Annotated in this window: 14 protein-coding genes; 4 read left to right on the top strand and 10 right to left on the bottom strand. The window is 44.8% G+C overall.

The annotated features are described in order from the left end of the window. Positions 1 to 186: 186 nt before the first annotated feature. Both AC27KT_RS10125 and AC27KT_RS10120 read left to right on the top strand, forming a co-directional pair. Positions 187 to 1,047 (top strand): hypothetical protein, encoded by an 861-nt coding sequence (locus AC27KT_RS10125; protein ID WP_487129603.1) that lies wholly within the window; start codon positions 187 to 189, stop codon positions 1,045 to 1,047. Positions 1,048 to 1,319: 272 nt separating this feature from the next. Next, entirely contained in the window at positions 1,320 to 1,979 is a 660-nt protein-coding gene (locus tag AC27KT_RS10120) for a response regulator (RefSeq protein WP_014950680.1), read from the top strand. 56 nt (positions 1,980 to 2,035) lie between these two features. Here the strand turns inward: AC27KT_RS10120 and AC27KT_RS10115 are convergent, their stop codons facing one another. The 8 genes from AC27KT_RS10115 to AC27KT_RS10080 form a co-directional block, all read right to left on the bottom strand. Next, complete coding sequence (locus AC27KT_RS10115; protein WP_487129600.1) at positions 2,036 to 4,549, bottom strand: hybrid sensor histidine kinase/response regulator; 2,514 nt, start codon at positions 4,547 to 4,549, stop codon at positions 2,036 to 2,038. Then, positions 4,536 to 5,726 carry a nitric oxide-sensing protein NosP gene (nosP, locus tag AC27KT_RS10110; RefSeq protein ID WP_014999509.1) on the bottom strand — a complete coding sequence of 397 codons (1,191 nt, stop codon included), beginning with the start codon at positions 5,724 to 5,726 and terminating at the stop codon, positions 4,536 to 4,538. The genes AC27KT_RS10115 and nosP overlap by 14 nt, the downstream gene beginning before the upstream one ends. After that, positions 5,695 to 7,791 (bottom strand): 4Fe-4S binding protein, encoded by a 2,097-nt coding sequence (locus tag AC27KT_RS10105; RefSeq protein WP_487129597.1) that lies wholly within the window; start codon positions 7,789 to 7,791, stop codon positions 5,695 to 5,697. Before AC27KT_RS10105 ends, nosP begins: the two co-directional genes overlap by 32 nt. Before the next feature lie 39 nt (positions 7,792 to 7,830). Beyond that, positions 7,831 to 9,348 carry an acetaldehyde dehydrogenase ExaC gene (gene exaC / locus AC27KT_RS10100; RefSeq protein WP_487129595.1) on the bottom strand — a complete coding sequence of 506 codons (1,518 nt, stop codon included), beginning with the start codon at positions 9,346 to 9,348 and terminating at the stop codon, positions 7,831 to 7,833. 136 nt (positions 9,349 to 9,484) lie between these two features. Then, the gene (locus tag AC27KT_RS10095) at positions 9,485 to 10,168 is read right to left on the bottom strand and encodes a response regulator (RefSeq protein ID WP_487129593.1); all 684 of its coding nucleotides are present in this window, start codon (positions 10,166 to 10,168) and stop codon (positions 9,485 to 9,487) included. Continuing rightward, positions 10,165 to 11,424 carry a sensor histidine kinase gene (locus AC27KT_RS10090; protein ID WP_487129591.1) on the bottom strand — a complete coding sequence of 420 codons (1,260 nt, stop codon included), beginning with the start codon at positions 11,422 to 11,424 and terminating at the stop codon, positions 10,165 to 10,167. Before AC27KT_RS10090 ends, AC27KT_RS10095 begins: the two co-directional genes overlap by 4 nt. Before the next feature lie 195 nt (positions 11,425 to 11,619). Further along, on the bottom strand, positions 11,620 to 12,936 hold the full coding sequence (locus tag AC27KT_RS10085; RefSeq protein WP_487129589.1) for a methyl-accepting chemotaxis protein: 1,317 nt from the start codon (positions 12,934 to 12,936) through the stop codon (positions 11,620 to 11,622). A gap of 273 nt (positions 12,937 to 13,209) precedes the next feature. Then, the gene (locus tag AC27KT_RS10080; protein ID WP_487129587.1) at positions 13,210 to 14,097 is read right to left on the bottom strand and encodes a LysR family transcriptional regulator; all 888 of its coding nucleotides are present in this window, start codon (positions 14,095 to 14,097) and stop codon (positions 13,210 to 13,212) included. A 98-nt stretch (positions 14,098 to 14,195) separates the two neighbouring features. Between AC27KT_RS10080 and AC27KT_RS10075 the strand changes: the two genes are divergently transcribed. Both AC27KT_RS10075 and mmsB read left to right on the top strand, forming a co-directional pair. Then, on the top strand, positions 14,196 to 15,695 hold the full coding sequence (locus tag AC27KT_RS10075) for a CoA-acylating methylmalonate-semialdehyde dehydrogenase (protein ID WP_487129585.1): 1,500 nt from the start codon (positions 14,196 to 14,198) through the stop codon (positions 15,693 to 15,695). A 14-nt stretch (positions 15,696 to 15,709) separates the two neighbouring features. Beyond that, positions 15,710 to 16,585 (top strand): 3-hydroxyisobutyrate dehydrogenase, encoded by an 876-nt coding sequence (gene mmsB / locus AC27KT_RS10070; protein WP_487129583.1) that lies wholly within the window; start codon positions 15,710 to 15,712, stop codon positions 16,583 to 16,585. Between the two features lie 148 nt (positions 16,586 to 16,733). On the opposite strand, the gene AC27KT_RS10065 is transcribed toward mmsB, so the two are convergent. Together AC27KT_RS10065 and dld are read right to left on the bottom strand one after the other, a co-directional pair. Beyond that, positions 16,734 to 18,764 carry a BCCT family transporter gene (locus AC27KT_RS10065; RefSeq protein ID WP_487129581.1) on the bottom strand — a complete coding sequence of 677 codons (2,031 nt, stop codon included), beginning with the start codon at positions 18,762 to 18,764 and terminating at the stop codon, positions 16,734 to 16,736. 245 nt (positions 18,765 to 19,009) lie between these two features. Further along, on the bottom strand, positions 19,010 to 20,743 hold the full coding sequence (gene dld, locus AC27KT_RS10060) for a D-lactate dehydrogenase (protein ID WP_487129579.1): 1,734 nt from the start codon (positions 20,741 to 20,743) through the stop codon (positions 19,010 to 19,012). Positions 20,744 to 21,012: the final 269 nt, after the last annotated feature.

The raw sequence follows: 21,012 nt of genomic DNA, 5'->3' as shown, positions 1-21,012 counted from the left end.
AATCAGTCATATTTTAACATTGAACTTATATCTAATTACTCTGAAATTTAAAATTACTCGACTCATTTAATTAATGATAAAAAACTGATTAATTTTACACTTAAATAATAAATTAAAATTAAGCTAAAAGATATGACATAAAAAGCGAGATTCACTCTCGCTTTTCCTATTGAAAAAGGAAAGATCATGAAAAATATATCTCTATTTTCATTACGTTCAGCTCAACCCATTCTGTTAGCCCTACTCTTCATAACGACAGTACATATCGCAGACGCACAGGTCATATTTCAGGAGGACAAAAACAACTTTATTCGCCTTTTTGAAAAGCAAAACGAAACAGACAGTGACATGCGTGCCAACCAGCACCCCTTTACGCTGCAAGAGCAGGATGTATCCGCCATACTTAGCGCTATTCAGGTGGTTAAGAACAAAAATACGTCAACACCGCTTTTTTCCAACGAACAGGTTGCGTTACTTGCCGCCTATCTGCCTGAGGCGCTGCGAACAGCGACTGCTCAGCAAGACGTAATTTTTGCCCTTAGTAAAGAGAAGCGCTATTTGGCAGGCCTTAAAACCCAAACGTATTACGTTGCAGGCAGTATTTTCGTTGCAGACGACCAGCTCAATATTCTTATTGGCGAGTTCGATAAAGTAGCCAATAAAGCCTACGAAATGGCTTATGATCCTACTTCTCAGGGCTTGGTAAAATACGACTTTGATTTTGGTAACCGGAAACAAGCAAAGTTCTCATTCGATTCCCCACTCTCTTTTTCCGCACCTGGTATAGAACTGAAAACGAAAAATCGCTTCGATTGGGTGGTCGCACCGACTCAGCTGGCATTTGAAGCACCTGTAGAAAAGGAAACACTTTCCCCAGCGAATAGGGAAAACACACCCAGTAAGAAAGACGTAGCTGGCTCGGCCCCCTTACCAGCAGAAAACGATATCGTTGCTCGTTTTAAACGGTTAGACGCACTAAAAAAGGCAAACCTAATTAGCGAAACAGAATACGCCGAAAAAAGAAGGCAGTTACTTGACGAGTTATAGAACGAAAGTCCCGTCAGTACTGGTCTTACGTGCTTTTTTATTATAAGCCATTGGTCTTATTAGGCCTGATTTAATGTTATATTAATGTTAACATTGTAAACATGTGAAGTGACTGTTTAGCTTTTAATATTTCGGAGAATTTGGTCACTTTGAAGCGTTTCATTTACGCCATAATTTTGTCTTACTAAAAGGCTTATGTGTGAATAAAACGCCAGCCCAAATAAGTCACAAGGCCAGCGGCAAATGTCGCTTTTTTAGCTGAGGGAAAGACCATGCACCGTATCTTGATAATTGACGACCACCCTATTTTTCGTCACGCAATGATTACTATCTTAGGGAAAAAGTTTCCCGACTCAGAAACCCTCGAAGCCAATTCAATTTCTGAAGCGTTAACGTTACTAGAGCAAGACGCGAAGTTCGACTTAATCATGCTTGATTTAAATATGCCGGAAACCTGTGGCCTAAACGGACTTTTAGAAATTCGAAACCAACACCCTAACGTACCTGTAGTGATTATTTCCGCTGAAACGGAAAAGCAAAATATACTGCAAACCATTTCTTATGGTGCCGTTGGCTTTATTTCAAAAAGCAGCAAAATTGAAGAAATAGCCACATCTATCGAGAGTATTTTTGAAGGGAACGTGTGTTTACCATCAGAGATATTGAGAACGCCGTCTACCAGAACACGCATGACCAATGACAACGGTATTTCGCCGGAGCAAATTCGTTCATTAACACGAAAAGAGCTGACCGTACTGAAATATCTAACTCAAGGGTTAGCCAATAAAGTGATTGCCTACGAGCTTAATATTTCTGAAACCACGGTTAAGTCTCACGTCTCATCTATTCTTAAAAAATTAGGCGCCAGCAACCGAGTAAAGGTTGTGGCCAGTGCCGCGAATATCGACTTTAACCAATACGTCTTTAATTAAGACCTGTTGATCTTTGCTGTGCACCGAAGATTAACAGGCCCCATGTTCCTATACTTTTAGCCATTCAAGCTTGAGACTAGCGCCGCCTTAAGCACCGCGGAGTTAACAGGTTTGTGCAGCAGCTGAATGTCGGTGCCTTCAAGTTCATTCGCTAACGCTTTTGAGTGATTAGCGGTGCAAATCATAATGGGCATTGAAGGCGCGATTTTTCTTACGCGTTTCGCAATGTCTAAACCGGTTTCTTCTTCATCTAGGTGGTAATCGACAATAAGCATGTCGCACTCGTCAAAACTGCCATTATTTACAGCACTGCATTGTTCAAAACCTGAGAAAGTGTCTACTTCCATGTCCCAGTTTGCGAACAACGTTTGCATAGCAATGCGCATATTCGCATCGTTATCAATGTGCCATATATGCTTATCCAAAACGTAATCTGGTAACGATGGCTCCAAAGTATAAAGATAGTCTTGTTCCTGACTCGTATCACACACTTCGGTAATAGGAATGGTCACCGTGAAACATGCGCCTACGCCCTCTTTCGAGCGCACTCGAATATCGTGCTCTAGCAACTTACTCATTTTATCTACAATGTATAATCCCAGACCCAAACTGTAAGAGTAGTTAAAATCGTTTTCTAATCTGGAAAACTCTTTAAAAATAACTTTCTGATCGTCTTCGCTTATACCCACACCTTGATCATAGATGCTAATTTCTAGGTTCTCCTTCACCTTTCTTGCAGCCAATAGCACCTTGCCGTTCGCGCCGTATTTCATTGCATTTATTAATAAATTTCGCAATATTCGAGAAAGTAAGTTCACATCTGTCACCACGAAGGCTTCTTTCAAGCGATAGCGAAAATCTACACTGTAGTCTTTACTGATATGCGTAAACTCTTCGGCTAGCTGCATAAGTAACGGCAATACATTTTCTTGCTGCTTATCGGGCTGTAACACCCCAGCGTCCAGTTTGGATGTTTCAATAAGCGTGCGAATAAGGCCATGTAAATCAGACAGTGAATTATCGAGGGCGGCAACAATGGGGCTGGATGAACTATCCACTTGATCTTTCAATGTTTCGTTGAACAAGATGGCAGCGCTAAGGGGCTGCATAAGATCGTGGCTAATAGCAGCCAAAAATTTGCTCTTTGAATCAATGGCTTCTTGAAGGGCGATGTTGGCGTGATTGAGTTCACGGGTACGCTTTTCTACATTCGATTCTAATTGGTCTTTAGCCGCTTTAAGCTGGAGTTGGCTTTCTACCTGCTGCGACACGTCTGTTGCCAAGACAAAGTGCCCGGTGATATCGCCGGATTCATTGAAATGAGGCAAATAAACTTTCTGTAAAAAGCCAACGTCGCCATGAGCATTTTTTTCTTTGCTTTGAAAGCTCACCACTTCGCCTTGATTAACTCGGCGCAAGTACTGAATAAGATTGGGGTAAACCTCTTTCAGGTGGCTGCGTTCCATAGGCATATCGTTGATGTCTTGCTCACTAATGCCGTACCAATCGCGATAACCTTTGTTGGTGTATTGAAACTTTTTATCAGTACCAATATAAGCAATAAGTGCTGGCACATTATCGGTTATCATGCGGATCCAGCTTTCGTTTTGCTTCAGCGTTTCCGCGTAGTGATGCTGCGATGTAACATTGGTAAACGTGCACAGTGTATTGCCATCGGGCAGTGTAGTGATGTTGCGTTCAACCACCAGTTGCTCGTGGATAATCTGGGTACTTGGCCCAACCGGATTTAAGTTGAGCCCGCTCCAGTGTCGGCTATTTTGAAGGGCATAAATATTCTTACTGTTTACCAGAACGTGCTGGGGCACGTTTGATTGAGTCAAAAATGTATTATTCCAAAACGCAATGCCACCTTCTTTATCAATAAGCAAAATTCCCACATCAATATTATCGATAAGGCTTTGCAGCAACTTGTTTTTCTCTTTAATAACTTGCTCGTAGCGATTCGACTCAAGCAGTTTCACTTCAGTGATGTCGTTAAACAGAATAACGTTCCCGCCTTCTTGTGTGGGTCGGTTGGTAAGCTGATACCATCGTCGGTTCGACAACTGGTAGATCATCCTGCCTTCGACATCAGCAGGCAGGGCGCGGCGAATAACCCCAGAGTGCTTGGCAGCTTGGGTAATATCGTAATAGTTGTCACCAATTTTTGGAGTAATGGAAAGGTCATCCCAAACAGTTTCAAAATGCCGATTAAAGAAGATGATCCCGCCCAGCCTATCTAGCAACACCATCGCCTGATTGGTACTTTCGATGGCATCGTGTAAACGCTGTTTTACCTGATTGGTTTCTTCGTGAGCGTGCACCAGTTCGGCGTTTGACTGCTCCAGCTTTTGCAGCACTGACTGTAGCTCTTCCGTTTTTTGACTCACTTTTTCAGAAAGTTGAACCGAATGTTCGAAGGCGCGATAACTGTGATGATTAAAACCGCCCTCTTCCATGCGATACATCAGCGCAGCATTTATTTTCTCAAGCTTTTCGTTTTCACGCCGTTGTTCATGCAGCGCCTTTTGAAGCGCCTCCACGTCGGTAAGTTGATTATTGGGCTGCAAAATACACCCCCGTAAACGTTTGGTTCAAGTGAACCGAATGAATATGCTCGCCATAGGCATTGAAGCCCGCTACATTGTATCTTTGCTGTAGCCGTCTTATTTCATGGTCGTTTTTGCCCTGTTGAATTTCGAGCCTTCGCAGAAAGCAGTCGCAAGCATAGACAAATTCGGGCTCGCCAAGCTGAGCGCGCAGTTTGTCCAATTTACTTTCTAATGCTTCAATGCAGTCACCCAGCTGAACAAACGTAAGAATAATGCCAATATCTACCGCACAGTAAAAGGTAATGGCGTTAGTGGCCAAATCTACTTTTTGAATAGAGCGGATGAAATATTTGCCACCTACCATCACTGCAAGGGGAAACATGGAAAACACATCAGGCGTTAAGTCTTCAGCTTTCATTCCCAATAAACTGGCGTAATACTGCGCAGCAGGTTCACCGTTAATCTCATACACGGTTCGCGATTCTGGATCGGCGTGGGTGACCACCAGCTTTGAAACAGGAGAGTTAATGTGATCAATGGAGAACACGGTGAAGGGCTTTCCCGTGCCAACAAGCAGCAGTACTGCTGCGTCTCGATGAAATTCACCGTTGTAAAACACGTAGGTGGCTTCAAGTTTTAAATCGTCGCCGGCGCTACCGCCTAAGTGTGGGATATTGCCAAATGCAGTCGCAAAGGTCTCTAGAAAATGTTCTTCATGGCGGGTAAGTCCATCGAGCACAGAAATAACGAAGTGCTGCTCTGTATCGTAGCGACGTTCCCTCCCCTGTAAGGCCCGGCGCAAACCGCTGGCAATATCGTGGGCTTCATCAAAGTTTACTTCGCCTAAATTTGGCACCAATGCTGTGGCAATAGAAAATTCGTTTTTCAAAAACGCAACGACCAAGAGTTTTTCTGTTCCGTAGCCATTTTTATTAAATTCTCCAGCACTGGTGCAGCCAACAATGTTCACGTGCGGAAAACGTGCGGAGATTTCCTTTGCTACGGTGTCTAAGTCAAACAGCGTGCTGGTATGAAAAAGTAATAATTCTATTTCATCGCATTTAACGTTGGCTAAAATCTCATTGGCCACATCGCGGCAGGCTTCTTTTGCACCGTATAAACTAGCTTGGTTATCATCGTTAACCTTGCTATTAGCAGGTTGACTAAGTGCGGACAGGATTGAGGTTTTTGACACGCGTTGGCACCTTTTTCTTTTTATATTTATCGATTTTGCACAAGTCAGGGTTATCTAACGTAACCACACACTCAAGGCACTGAATACATTCAGCATAGTCAATGCTGCCGTCTTGTTCTATAGCATCAATACCACATTTCTTTTGTTTGCACAGCTGACACGGATTACCGCAGGCGTCTTTACGGGTGAGCAACTTAACTAAAGGGAAACGCCCCAGAATGGCAAGCCCTGCTCCCAATGGACATAAATAGCGGCAGTACACTTTATGAATTTTTAAGCTAAGTAGCAGCAATAAAACCGAATACAGCACAAAGGGCCAATATCGAACAAAGTGTAGGGTTATGGACGTTTTAAACGGCTCTATCTCAGCGAGCTTCTCCGCAAGGTTCAGCGAATAGAATGAGCACGCGACTAGGCCTATAAGCAATACATATTTAATTTTTTGCGCCCGTTTGTGGTGCTGAGGCTTAATTCTAATTTGTTTTATCCTGAGCTTTTCAGCCAGTATTCCCATCATTTCCTGAAGTGCTCCGAAGGGGCAAAGCCAGCCACAAAATAGTCCCCGACCAACAATAAACAGCGAGACAAATACAAAGCTCCACAAAATAAAAATGACCGGGTCGAGAAGATATACCTCTAAGGAAAATCCATCGACAATATCCAGTAGCAGCGTGTATATGTTGACAACAGACAGTTGCCCTTGAGCGTAAAAGCCAATAAAAAACAGCACGAACACAAGGGAAAATGCCCGCACTGTATGCACAAACTTGGTGTAAGGCGTTAGCCTTTGCTGGAATGCAAAAAACAACGACAGCGCTACAAGATAAACAATGGTGATGCTTATCGTTAAGGTTCTGTCCCTCCAAATTTTCTGCCACAACGGAATGGGCTTCGCTAACTGAGCCTCAGGATTTTCCATAAATAGTTCACTAGGCAGTGTTACTTTCAAAGGGAACAGATGCTCATCTTGCTCGAAGAAGCTTGGCTTAAACGGCACACTAATCGCTATTTCCATTTCTTGGTCAAGTGAGAGCCCACCTTTCGATTTTACTCGAAGTACTTTGATCTCGTTGTAGTCGGGCAATGCTTGTGAAAATGCGGGGTCATAGAAGCTATAAAAATCGATATCGCGGATAGCCGTGGGAAAACCGCCTTGAGATACCCGTAAATGCTCAGGTGTGGTTTGGGGAATAAACTCATCGCTGATAAAACTGAAACCTTTCGTATTCAGCACCATCAGTGCCATTTCTCCTGGATTTAGATTTTCTTGTAACCGAGCAAATTCCTCTTCATCTAGCAGGTTTCTCCCCACAATAGGAAGACTTAAAAACGCATAGTAGTGTTCGGCGATGATGTCACCGTTAAGAGCTAACTCGCTCTGAATATCGTCAACCGCCCGAACCACTTCTCTCGGGAGGCCTTTGGTATTTTGCTGGGTAATCTGGTGCTTTTGGATGTAGCCCTTGTCCACCAATTCGCTAAAAGTAAGAGGTTCGTAAAAGTCTGGATTGATAATATTGTTGCTAGGCGCAACAAAGCCATCGAGCTTAGCTCTGGCAACGGCTAATGCAGATGTCACGATGGTATCGTTGATAACCAGCACCGATACGGTGGCTTTCGTAACCCCATCAAAGTAGGTAGCGTCTTTGCCTACATTGCTTTTTCCACCAATGATAAAACGTTCTTTGACACTGTGCCCTTGATATTGAGCAACGAAATCAAACATGGATTTCTCGCCAAACCCATGCAAAAAAATCGGCTCGCTATGCTGCTTGACGAAAAGGTCAACCACATTGCCTTGAGTATCTAGCCCAATCACCACATTAACCGGTTTGCCTGAAAAGCCTATGAAGTCGACAAAGTCATTCGACTCAAAAACATATCCGAGTAGTTGCTGAAGCTGATAGACCGGGGTTACCTTGATATCTGTGTGCATCTCCCCCACGCGTGTAGCGTTGGGAAATATCTTGTAAATGTCTTCTGGAATGTCTGTCGCGTCAGATTGCGCCAACACATTGGTGCTGAGAATCAACAAGAAAATGATTAAGGAAAATGCGATGCGCATAAAAATAGCGGGCGGCGTAGGCGCCGCCCTCAGGTTTACTTAGAAGAAACCAAGTGGGTTGATGTCGTAGCTTACCAATAGATTTTTTGTCTGCTGGTAGTGATCTAGCATCATCTTGTGGGTTTCGCGGCCAATGCCCGATTTCTTGTAGCCGCCAAACGCAGCGTGAGCTGGATACAAGTGATAACAGTTCGTCCATACGCGACCTGCTTCAATCGCTCGACCTACGCGGAATGCTACATTCGCATCGCGGCTCCATACACCAGCGCCAAGTCCGAAGCTTGTATTATTGGCAATCTCAATCGCCTCTTCTTCGGTTTTGAAGGTTTGAACAGCGATTACCGGACCAAAAATCTCTTCCTGGAACACACGCATGTGGTTTTCACCCTTCAAGATAGTCGGCTGAATGTAGTAGCCTCCATCAAAGCCTGGTAGCTGCTCTTTCTCACCACCAGTGACAACCTGAGCCCCTTCTGACTTACCGATATCGATGTATTTAAGGATCTTTTCGAACTGCTCGTTAGATGCCTGTGCACCTACCATGGTGTCTGTGTCTAGTGGGTTGCCACGTTTGATCTTCTGAATTTTTTCCAACACTTTTTCCATGAACGCATCATAGATGTCTTCGTGAATAATCGCTCGGGAAGGACACGTACACACTTCGCCTTGGTTGAAGTAGCCAAGCACTAGACCTTCCGCACACTTATCAATAAATTCAGGCTCGTGATTCATGATGTCTGGGAAGAATAAGTTTGGCGACTTGCCGCCAAGCTCCACCGTAGATGGAATAAGGTTTTCCGCAGCACAGCGAAGGATATGTCCACCAACAGGCGTAGAGCCAGTAAATGCAATTTTTGCGATTCGTGTGCTTGTTGCAAGGGCCTGTCCAGCCTCAGCACCAAACCCGTTAACAATGTTTAGTACACCCGGTGGTAGTAGGTCTTGGATTAGTTCGGCGAACAATAAGATAGATACTGGCGTTTGTTCTGCTGGCTTTAGCACCACTACGTTACCGGTAACAAGTGCGGGCGCAAGTTTCCATGCAGCCATAAGTAGCGGGAAGTTCCATGGAATAATTTGCCCAACTACACCATAAGGTTCATGGAAGTGATACGCCACCGTGTTTTTATCGATTTCACCAATGGTGCCTTCTTGGCTTCGAATACAGCCTGCGTAATAACGGAAGTGGTCTGCGCACAGTGGGATGTCTGCATTTAGTGTTTCGCGAACGGCTTTACCGTTATCCCATGTTTCCGCAACGGCAAGTAGCTCTAGGTTTTCTTCAATGCGATCGGCAATTTTCAGAAGAATGTTAGAACGCTCAGCTACTGACGTATCTGCCCAGCCCTTTTTCGCAGCGTGAGCTGCATCTAACGCAAGCTCAATGTCTTCAGATGTTGAGCGTGGGATTTGTGCGATGTCGCTGCCGTCAACAGGAGATGTTGCGGTGAAGTACTCACCTTTAACCGGTGCTACCCATTCGCCATTGATAAAATTACCGTAGCTTTCTTTGAAGCTTACGACCGAACCTTCACTACTTGGCTTTGCATAAATCATAAGAAATACCTTTTGATGACGTTGCGCGTACCACGCGCAGTAACTTGGTTTGTTGTGTAGTTTGATAATGGTACTTTTACGCTGTGCCTACCATGATGCGATAGACCGATTTGACTCCTACTTTAGGAGGGGAAACCTATGGCTGCTTCTCACTCTTCTCGACAAAAGACACCGAGTGAGACGCTGAAAGCTCTGCATCACCGATGTAACCGTGTTTAGCCGCAATGGCTGAAAACTGGGAGGGCACCGCGTCAAGCTTCCGCTTAATGACGGTAAGTGCGTTAGAAACAGTCTTAGCCGATAGGCCCAGCTCATCAGCAATATCGAAGCGGGATTTATTCATCGCTATCGCAATAAATATCTCGAACTCACGTTTTGTTAATTTGGTAGCAATGTCCACATTGGTATCGAGAAGTTGATTGGCTAAATTTACCGCCAGACCACGCTCAATATACTTTTGCCCTTTTGCGACGACCTTAATTGCCGATATCAGTATTTCAGGCGAACTACTTTTACTGATGTACCCCATAGCACCGGTTTGCATAGCGCGGTGCAATATGACGCTGTCTTCGAACATACTGAAAAAGATAATTTTTAAATCTGGATGTCGCTTTAAAAAAATCTTGGCTAAAACAAGGCCACTTTCATTTGAAAGATTTATGTCGAGGATTAGGATTTCAATGTTACTACTGGCTAATAAGCGATGGGTTTGCGCGCCGTTTTCAGCATCCAAAATACGGCAGTCAGGCATCATCGTATTGAGCAATGCTTTGTAACCTTCACGCACCACAGCGTGGTCGTCTACGATAAGAATATTCATGCGACGTTAGCGCTCATAAGAGGAGGCATTTTTTTAAGGGTAAGCGACAGCGATACAGCAACGCCGCCATCATCGGGGGACGTCACACTGCAATTTGCACCTATACAACGCGCTCGGCTGCGCATTGATGACATGCCTATATTTTCTACAATGTGGTTCCCCAATCCCCGGCCGTTGTCTTTAACCATCACAGAAACCCGATGAGTATCGCCATAAATTTGAATGCTAACTTTGGTGGCCTTCGCATGCTTAATCACGTTGTTAATGGCTTCTTGAGCAAATCGGTAAAGGTGAATATCTCGCTCATTATCTTCTTGATAGCGCTTTAGATTAATTGACACGTCCCACTGCGTATCGGGCTGCGCCACTTCTTGTTCATAAACCAGACGTTCAAGCGACGACTGAAGAGAGACTCTATCTAAAACAAGCGGGTGTAGGTGAGCAGTGAGTTTTCTAATTGCATCGCTTATTTGATGTGACATCACTTGAACCTTCTGCGCCGACAGTTCAACAACAGATCGCTCTTTTGCGTTAACCAAAATATAAGCGTGGGCTTTTATCGTGGTCAGCAACTGCCCCACATTATCGTGAAGCTCTCTGGCAAGGTAATTTCGCTCTTGCTCTTGAAGAAGCGCTAATTGCTTATCTATTTTGATGAGCTGCTTCTCTTTTGATTTAAGCGCATTTTGAAGATGCTTAAATTGGTCCAACACCCTATTCATTTCGGTAATATCTGAATGTGGCAGGGGCTGTGACTCCTTACCCTCACGTAATTTAAATAACGCTTCGGCCAGTTGATTTAGCGGCACTAACCTCTGTTTAACCGCCACTTTTAACGTAAACAGCAACAGGACAAAGGTTGCGAAAAACAGTCCCGCCACCAAGGCAAAAAAAGTGAGATTCTGGGTGAGTTCAGTAGCATCAAAAGGCGTAACAATAAGATACTGATTTTCCTGAATTGGGATGATGACAGGTGTGAGTGCAGTACGTTCGGTTGTCGGCATCACTGAGGTCTGCTCTGCCTGAAGGCGCCCCGTGAAATAATGGGCGGATAAGTGAGGGCTAGGCTCTACAATCGCTTCGATATCAGCAACAGGGATATTGAGGTTGACCATTTCTCGCACTTGATTAAGCGCGCCCGTCATCTCTTCCTCAATGTTATCTTGTATGTGGAAGTAGACCAGACAGGTAAAAACCAAAAAGCAGCCAATGAATACGGCCACTATAGCTGTAGATATTTTCGTAAAACCTGACATAACCGCCCCTGCAAGCCTTTTATTACAGGGTTATGCTATACAGGCTACGTTAAAAAGCACATCCTGCAATAGGGGCGAATTCATCCTACCAAGGTAGGATGAATTAACTTTCTCAAACATAGGGATTATAGAACGGAGATTGATATGCTTTTCTATTACTTTCTGCAATTTCAGGTAAACACCGTTTAATAATGTTTAATTTCCTAAACGACTGGTAAACTGCCCTACCGCATCTACCACTTCTTTCGCACCACCTTGAATTTGTTCAATGACTTCACCCGCTTCTTTGGCATAATTCAAACCAGATTGCGCTTTTTCATCACCTTCGTTAACCAAGTTCACCGCATCGGTGGCTAATGTCTGGTTATGCTTAACCACGTTGATGATTTCTTCCGTGGCTTCTGTTGTGCGCGACGCTAACTGGCGCACTTCGTCCGCAACAACCGCGAAGCCTCGGCCCTGATCCCCTGCTCGTGCCGCCTCAATGGCAGCGTTTAGCGCGAGTAAGTTGGTCTGTTCTGCAATAGCACTAATGCTTCCAATGATTGTGGCAATTTGTTGAGACTGAGCATCTAAGGCGTTAATCCCCTCTTTGGCCCTGTCCATTTGCTGCGAAAGCGAAGACATTTCTGAGAGCAACTCACTAATCACTTCTTTGCCTCGAGAAGCAATTTGATCCGTATTGTTTGAAGAGCGGTAAGCGATGTCAGCAGCGCTAGAAACAGCGTTTTCTCGCGAAACTTGTTCAGTAATATCTGTAGCCAGCTTAACCACTTTGTACATGCGCCCGTGAGAGTCACAAATAGGGTTGTACGTAGCCTCTAACCAAAAGCTATTGCCATGGGCATCGAAACGCTCAAAACGTCCAGCAACAAACTCACCGCGGGCTAGGCGATCCCAAAAGTTTTTGTACTCAATGGAATTAGCGTATTCGGTATCACAAAAAATTCTGTGGTGCTGACCCTTTATGTCGTTCAGGCTATATTTAACGGTTCTAAGAAAGGCTTCGTTAGCATCCTGAATTACGCCGTTAAGATCAAACTCAATCGCCGCATTAGATTTGTGCAAAGCAGCAACAAGGTCTTCATGTTCTTTGGACTTCGCAATGGTGCGCGTAAGATCATTAAGGTTTACCGAGAACTTATGAATCTTACCTTTAATGTCAAAAATTGGCTCAACCACTCCCCTTAGCCAAGCTTCATCTCCATTTTCACGGGCGAACTCTATAGCGCCCCAGTAGTGAACGCGTTGCTCGATAGCATCCTTCAACTTTTTAAAATGAGGAGTATTTCTTGCAATTTCAGGTACGAACTCAAAAAAGCGATGACCTTTAACCTGAGAGAGAGAATATCCTAGCTCTCTTTCAAACATCTCGTTGACATCCTCAATTTCTCCGCGCTCGTTGAGTCGAAGAAAAATCATGTCTTCTCGCAAGCCATCTCGCACTTGCTTGAGTATATGTAGTTCTTCTTTAAGTGCTTCGTTTTCTTTAACTAGGTGTTTGTTAAACATGAACGCTTCCCTGACAAAAAATTTTCGGTAATAAGATGTTTATCGGCTAACTTGGAGTTTCACTTAGTAAATTTACAATTCAATTTAATAGCTTACTTAAGAGTAAGTATAGGCTTCGTTTCCTATGTTGGCTTTAGCCATTTCATTGCCGCTTATGTTAAGCATAAACGTTTTTTTATTAAATTAAACTTAGGTCTGTACTATTCTGGATGCGAAGAAAGTCTTACATATTATTGCTCTCAAAAAGCGCGGTCCACGTTGATGTCGCTATCATCACTTATCAATAAAGCTTGCCCGATTACGCGCTACGTTTTCCATTAGCCATTGCGTAAACGCTTGGAAACGGGCTTGAGAATGGGTTTCTTTATGCGTAGCCAACCAAAACGTACGCTTAATGTGGATCTCGTTTTCAATGAGTCGAACTAAACCAGGTTGTTTTTCAGCCATGAATTTAGGCAAAATGCCGACCCCCGCGCCATTTACAAGCATTTGATATTGCGCATTGATGCTGGTGCTGCGAAGTGCACTCAACTGCGAAAGTGCTGTTTCTTCAATGAACTTCAATTGAGGCGCATACACTAAATCGGGAACATAACTTACTAAATTGAACGTGGTAAGGTCTTTTAATGCTCGTGGCTTATAGTCGCTGATAAGGGACTGATGGGTATAAAGATAAAGGTTATAGTCCGTCAGTTTTTGTGTAACCAGCAGGCCTTTACTGGGCTTTTCAAGCAAGATAGCCATATCGGCTTCTCGTTTATTCAGATTTAAAAAGCCGCTGGTAGCTACAAGCTCGATACTGATCCCCGGATATTGCTTCTTGAAGTCGGGTAGCAATGGCGCCAAAAACCAGCTGCCAAAACCTTCAGAAACGCTCACTCTGATCGTACCTGCCAAGTGAGAACGCTCATCACCCAGTTCGTTTTGGGCCTCTAAAAAATAGTGCTCTGCTTTTTCGATGTAAGAAACGAGCTCACTACCGTGCGTAGTAAGCACATAGCCCTTTTTAGTTAGCTCAAACAGCTTGCAATTTAGTGAGTCCTCCAGCTTTTTTACACGACGAATTAACGTTGTAGGGTCCACCTTTAAGCCTTTAGCTGCAATGGCTACACGACCATTTCTTGCCAAGCCAAGAAACAAACGCATGTCGTCCCAATTCATTTAAATACCTGCATTTTTACAGCATTATACTGCAAGTATATGTATTGTCTTTGCAAACACAAGGTTTCAATATTGTTAAAAATCATTGGAGCTATGTCATGAGAAAGATTGTTCACTTTATTGCAGGTAAAGATTTTGAGGATAGCAGCGAAAATACCGCGTCGGTATTTGCGCCTAACACAGGTGATGTTCAGGCTGAAGTTAGCTTAGCCAACACTTCAACTTTGGCCTACGCAATTGAAACAGCCCAAGCTGCACAGGTTGAGTGGGCAGCAACAAACCCTCAACGACGCGCTCGTGTAATGTTCAAGTTTAAAGAGCTCGTTGAAGCAAACCGCGACCGCCTAGCGGCACTACTATCAAGCGAGCACGGTAAAGTGTTGGTTGACGCACAGGGTGATATTCAACGCGGCCTTGAAGTTATCGAGTTTGCCTGCGGTATTCCTCATGCGCAAAAAGGTGAATATACGGAAGGCGCTGGTCCGGGGATTGATGTGTATTCCATGCGCCAAGCGCTGGGTGTGGTGGCGGGTATTACACCATTTAACTTCCCCGCCATGATCCCAATGTGGATGTTCGGCGTTGCAATTGCCTGCGGTAACGCGTTCATTTTAAAGCCATCAGAGCGCGATCCGTCAGTACCTGTTGAACTGGCAAAGCTTATGATTGAAGCTGGCCTTCCTGCTGGCGTGCTTAACGTTGTACACGGCAACAAAGAAGTGGTTGATGGGATTTTAGATCATCAGACAATTAAGGCGGTGAGCTTTGTAGGCTCTTCTGATATTGCCAATTATGTTTACGAGCGTGGCGCTCGTGCTGGAAAGCGCGTTCAAGCCATGGGCGGCGCGAAAAACCACGGCATCGTAATGCCTGATGCAGATCTGGATCAGGTGGTAACCGACTTAGTTGGTGCTGCATACGGCAGTGCCGGTGAACGCTGTATGGCGCTGCCAGTTGTCGTCCCAGTGGGCGATGAAACTGCTGAGAAACTGAAAGCCAAGCTTATTCCGGCGATTAGAGACATTATGGTAAGTCATAGTGAAGATCCTAAAGCGCACTATGGCCCTGTGGTTACTGCTGCTCACAAAGAGCGCGTGGAAGGCTATATCGACCTCTGCATAGAAGAAGGTGCTGAGCTTGTTTACGACGGTAGAACCAGTCAGATCCCAGACGACAGCCAAGGCTACTTCATCGGCCCAACGTTCTTCGATCACGTAACCAAAGACATGCGCTCATATCAAGAAGAGATTTTCGGTCCAGTGCTTCAAATGGTGCGCGCGAAAGATTTCAACGAAGCGGTTAACTTAGCAAGCGACCACCAATACGGTAATGGTGTTGCTATGTACACCCGTAACGGCCATGCAGCGCGCGAATTTGCGCAACGTGTAAACGTGGGCATGGTTGGGATTAACGTGCCTATTCCTGTGCCAGTTGCCTACCACACTTTTGGGGGCTGGAAGCGCTCTGCATTTGGGGATACCAATCAACATGGTATGGAAGGAGTGAAATTCTGGACCAAGGTTAAAACCATTACGCAGCGCTGGCCTGATGGCTCAGATACGAACGACAACGCCTTTGTTATTCCAACCATGGGTTAAGCGAGGAGACTATTATGACCACAGTTGCATTTATTGGCCTAGGTAATATGGGCTCAGGGATGGCAGATAACCTAGTTAAGAACAATTACAACGTATTGGCTTTTGACTTAAGCGAAGCGGCGCTGGCCAAAGCCAAAGAAGCAGGCTGTACTATTGCGCAAAGTACCGAGCAAGCTGCTGCTGAGGCAGACATTGTTATTACAATGCTGCCTGCAGGCAAGCATGTACAAGATATCTATTCAAATCAGATCCTGGCTTCTGTACGCCAAGGCACCTTGCTTATTGACTGCTCCACCATTGACGTCGAAACGGCGAAGAGTGTGTCGGAACTGGCAGAGAAAAAAGGCCTTAAAATGCTGGATGCGCCAGTTTCTGGTGGTGTTGCAGCGGCTGCAGGCGGCACACTCACGTTTATGGTCGGTGGCGATGCTGACGCATTCGATAAAGCGCAAGGCGTACTCGGAGCAATGGGTAAGAAAATTGTTCATGCGGGCGGCCATGGCGCGGGTCAAGCTGCGAAGATTTGCAACAATATGCTGCTTGGGGCAACTATGATTGCGACTTGCGAGAGTTTCCAACTTGCTCAAAAGCTCGGTTTAGACGCGCAAGTATTTTTCGATATTGCGTCCAATGCTTCGGGCCAGACATGGTCAATGACCACCTACTGCCCGGTAAAAGGTGTAGGGCCACAAAGCCCTGCTGATAAGGATTTTGCTGGCGGTTTCGCTTCAGCGCTTATGCTCAAAGACTTAGGTCTTGCCATGCAGGGCGCGAAGGGTGTAAATGCCCAAGTACCTATGGGTGAACTTGCTGCAAAGTGGTTTGAAATGCATTGCGAAGAAGGCAATGCAGGGATGGATTTCTCTTCAATAATCAACCGATTAGCATAAGAGAAAACCAACGATTCTCCGACGGCTACTTTCCCTCAGAAGAGGTGGCCTTCTTACTGAGCGAGTAAAGGATTTTACTCGCTCTTTTTTATTTTACCCAGGCAATGGTAACAATTATTTATAGCTTGTCGCTTTTAATCACCAAAGTTTACTCTTTAGGCTGCGTCAACATGTCATCATACGCATCCATTTCCCAAGGCAGTTCACCTGGACTGGTATCAAGGAAGTGCAAATAGCTTTCGAACTGATCTAGGATATCCTTGGCAATACTTTCTTTATCGTAACCGTAAATATCATAAGCCTGACCGCCGCGGCGCAGAAATACCTCAGCGCGAAAGTATTTTTCCGATTCATCGTCTTCTGAGCGTAATTCTGCATAGCTAAAGCCTGGGACTAAATACTCGGTCATTCGAATGTCATAGATAAAGTCCATGTGATCGTGACGCTCGACAGTGAAGGTGGCCCTTCCCGTTTCCTCATCAAGCTTAACAAACGCCTCCCACTCTCGCGCTTTCAAAGCAGCTTGTACGTCTTTCATCGCTGCAATCACAGTTTTATCAACAAACTCATGCACCTCATTTCGGCTGGGGTAATCTACCATTGCAGCAAATCTACCTTTGAGGCTAGTCGACCGGCCGTGATTTCTATTAAGCGTATTCGCCTTTAAACTGTTATTTCGGTAGCCTTCAATGACAAGCGCACGCCATAGACCTGCTGCAGACGCTAGCATAATGAAGGCGAATGGTAATGCGCTCGCAATGGTCATCGTTTGCAGGGCATTCAGTCCACCAGCCAATAGCAGTACAGCAGCAACCGTACCTTCTAAACACGCCCAGAAAATACGCTGCCATACCGGGCTTTCCTCTTTCCCACCAGAGGCAAGCGAGTCGATAACCAGCGACCCAGAATCTGATGACGTCACGAAGAACGTAATGATCAATAACACGGTCAAGCCTGACATGATTGACGCGCCAGGTAGCAAGTCATAAAGTTTGAACAACGCAACCGCTTCGTTTTCCTGTACATCGCTAATGAGTGTCGTAACACCTTGGTTCATAATGGCATTTAGCGCGGTGTCGCCAAACACGGAGAACCAAAGGAATGTGAACATGGTGGGCACAAGCATTACTCCAAAAACAAACTGTCTAATGGTTCTGCCGCGGCTTATTTTGGCGATAAACATACCCACAAACGGCGCCCAAGCGATAGTCCAGCCAAAAATAAACAGCGTCCAGTTACCAATCCAATCGCTGCGACTATAGGCCTGAAGGTTAAAAGTGCGCTCGATAATACCGTTGACATAACTCCCCGTGTTTTGCAGGAAGGTCTCCAATATGTGTACGGTTTCTCCCATGATAAAGACTGTGCCCATCAGCGATACCGCTAAAAGCATGTTCAGAATAGAAAGGCGCTTGATGCCTTTGTCCATACCTGCAATCACCGATATGGTTGCCGCTAAGGTTACAATAGCGATAGTGCCTACCTGCACCATAATGTCGATGGGGATCTCACCGGAAAGATAGTTAAGCCCAGCATTAATTTGGGTAACAGACAGGCCAAGCGTGGTGGCGATACCAAATAATGTACCTAAAATCGCGAAAACATCTACCGCGTGACCAATGGGACCATATATTTTTTCTCCGATGAGCGGATACAAAGCTGAACGGATGGATAACGGCAAGCCATGTCGAAAAGCAAAATAGGCAAGAACCAAACCGACTAGCCCATAAATCGCCCAGATGTGAAAACCCCAGTGAAAAAATGCGATTTGCATAGCTTGTTTCGCCGCATTAACAGTTTCAGCCGCTCCTGCAGGCGGCGATGAATAATGTAGAACGGGCTCAGCCACGCCGAAGTAGAGCAGTGCTACGCCGTAGCCTGCTGAGAACAACATGGAAAACCATTCAGGAAAGCTGTACTGAGGCTCTGCATGATCGGGCCCCAGCTTAATATTCCCCCAGCTAGATGACGCTACCGATACAATGAACACCAAAAAGATAGCGACCGACAACATGTAGAACCATCCGAAGCTTTCAGTGATCCACGCAAGGGTACTATTAAAAGCCTCGGCAGCAAGTTCGGGGTTACTAATTGTTCCGATGACCAGAAGCAAAATAATGGCGACGGCAGGAATAAATACAGGAAGAAGAATGGTGGCGTTGTTTACTTGGCCTTTCATAGCAAATCCCTTTTCACTTACAGGTAAGTTGATAACCTGCGAAAGTTTAAACACTACCTTTTGTTACTAGCGGGGATCGGGTTTGGTTCAGGTTAGGCCCGATTAGACAACGTGGTGGTGATCTCAGGAATTGTTTTAAGAGCTAACTGCAAAAAGTAAGTTGGAAAGAATAAGGGTTCTGCATGGCTTCAATTAAGAAAACGACAAGCAGAACCTTTTGATGTGTATTTTATTCAATCAGGCTTTTAGTGATGTCCACCGCAACATCCGCCTTTGTGCTCCGCCCAGTTTTTAAGCTTGGTGGTTTTGCCTATACCTGGGTTAAAGCTGTTGGTTGGATCAAGTTCGCGATAGAAATTTTTAAGCGCATCTTTGGCAAAGTATTCATGACCCACATTATGCTCTGCGGGGTATTCAGCGCTTCTTGCATCAAAGGTTTCTAGAATTTTATTTTTAAGCTGTTTGGCATCCGCGCCCTTCTTCAACACGTAATTTTGATGCATTACATGACAGAATAAATGTCCGTAGTACAGTTTTGTGTCTATCTGGTCGTCTATTTCTTTGGGTAATACTTCAAACCAATCAGGATCATTGCGGCGAAGTGCAACATCGATGGTCATCATGGCCCCAACTTCTTTACTGTGCATTACGTGATAGCGACCTATTGCTCCACCGGCAACAAAGCGGTGTAAAATAGCTTTATCGGCTTCTTCCTCGGTACACTCAAAGTAGCCGCCTTCATTGCTTTTGAAGAACTCATCAAGGTAGGCTTTGGCTTCATCTACCCCGTCATTGCTCATTTCCAAAATCCAGTGATGCTGATATTTGTCCCTAAACGCTTCCATACGCTTGGGTAAGTGATTAGGGAAAATATAGCTCATGTACTGCATAACGCGGTCTGACATTTTGTTGGGTAAAAAACCTAACTTGTCAGTAAATGCGTCGAACTTTCGCTTAAACGCAAATAGCTTTGGAATAAACTTCGCACCGAGTTTACTGATAACGATGAACATGTCTTTACCGTATTTCTTCGATACGTCGTAGCAATCACGGTGAAGGTACTCGCCAGAGTCAGGTAAATTTCTAAAAGTGGAAAGAATGTCACGACGCACTTTGGTAAATACCGCAGCGTCGTTAGAGCCTACATAGAATACTTGCTTTTTTTCAGGAATAGGAAACGTGTCTAACCTGACCGCGAAGACAGCAAGTTTACCAGCACAGCCTGAAGCTTCGTGAAGTCTTCTGCCGTCATTGTTAAAGCGAGAGGGGGTATCAGAGTCAACATCTCGCACCCGCTCATCATATTCGTTGTCTGACGCACGAGCGTCGGGGTGCTGAACATCGCTCTCTTTATAACGCTTGTTCTCAAGGTTACTTAGAATTTCTTCTGGCTCACTACCCAGGTTTATGCCTAGATTATTTATCAGCGACAAGTTGCCGTTCGCATCAATTTGCGCAAAAAGTGCAAGTTCGGTATAGGCTGGCCCGCGTTTAACTAACGCGCCACCAGAGTTATTGCAAATGCCGCCAACAATAGATGCACCAATACACGAGGAGCCAATCACAGAATGAGGCTCTCGACCGTAAGGGGCAAGCGTTTCTTCTAGACCAAATAAGGTGCTACCTGCTAAACCAACAATCTGCTTTCCATTATCAACTAACTGGATGTCATCAATTCGCATGGTGCTGATTATCACTAGCGGCCTGTCGTAATCTTTGCCATCTGGTGTAGAGCCACCAGTAAGTCCCGTATTAGCCGCCTGCATAATGACTGCAACATCAGCCTCAACACACAGCTTCAACACACGCCAAATTTCAACCAGCGTACCTGGTCTTACTACTGCGAGTGCTTCGCCCGCACCAAAGCGAAATCCTTTGGTATATGGCTGCTTCTTCGCTTTATCTGTTAACAAATAGGCTTGCCCTACTACATCGCGCATAGATGCAATCAAAGACTGAGTGTCAACGTTTACGGTCATGATTCTCTCTGTGTTGAAGTGTTGGAAGGATGAACTTGGTGATGAACTATACACTAACGCCATTTTTAACAAAGGGGGGAAACGTTTTTTATAGATATAATTTACTTATATTTAATGCGTTGTGCATTGCAAATTAGGCTATTTCTAAGAAACGCTAATAAGCGTTTTTCATCGTTACATTTTGTTACGCTTTGACGCTGCAAGTAAGACCACTGGAGTATTGTAAAGACACTGTATAGTTCGTAAGGTTGATGCACACGAAAAGGAGT

It is taken from the genome of Alteromonas sp. 5NW40-0090 (assembly GCF_057552975.1).
This window is presented reverse-complemented; position numbering and strand designations above follow the sequence as displayed.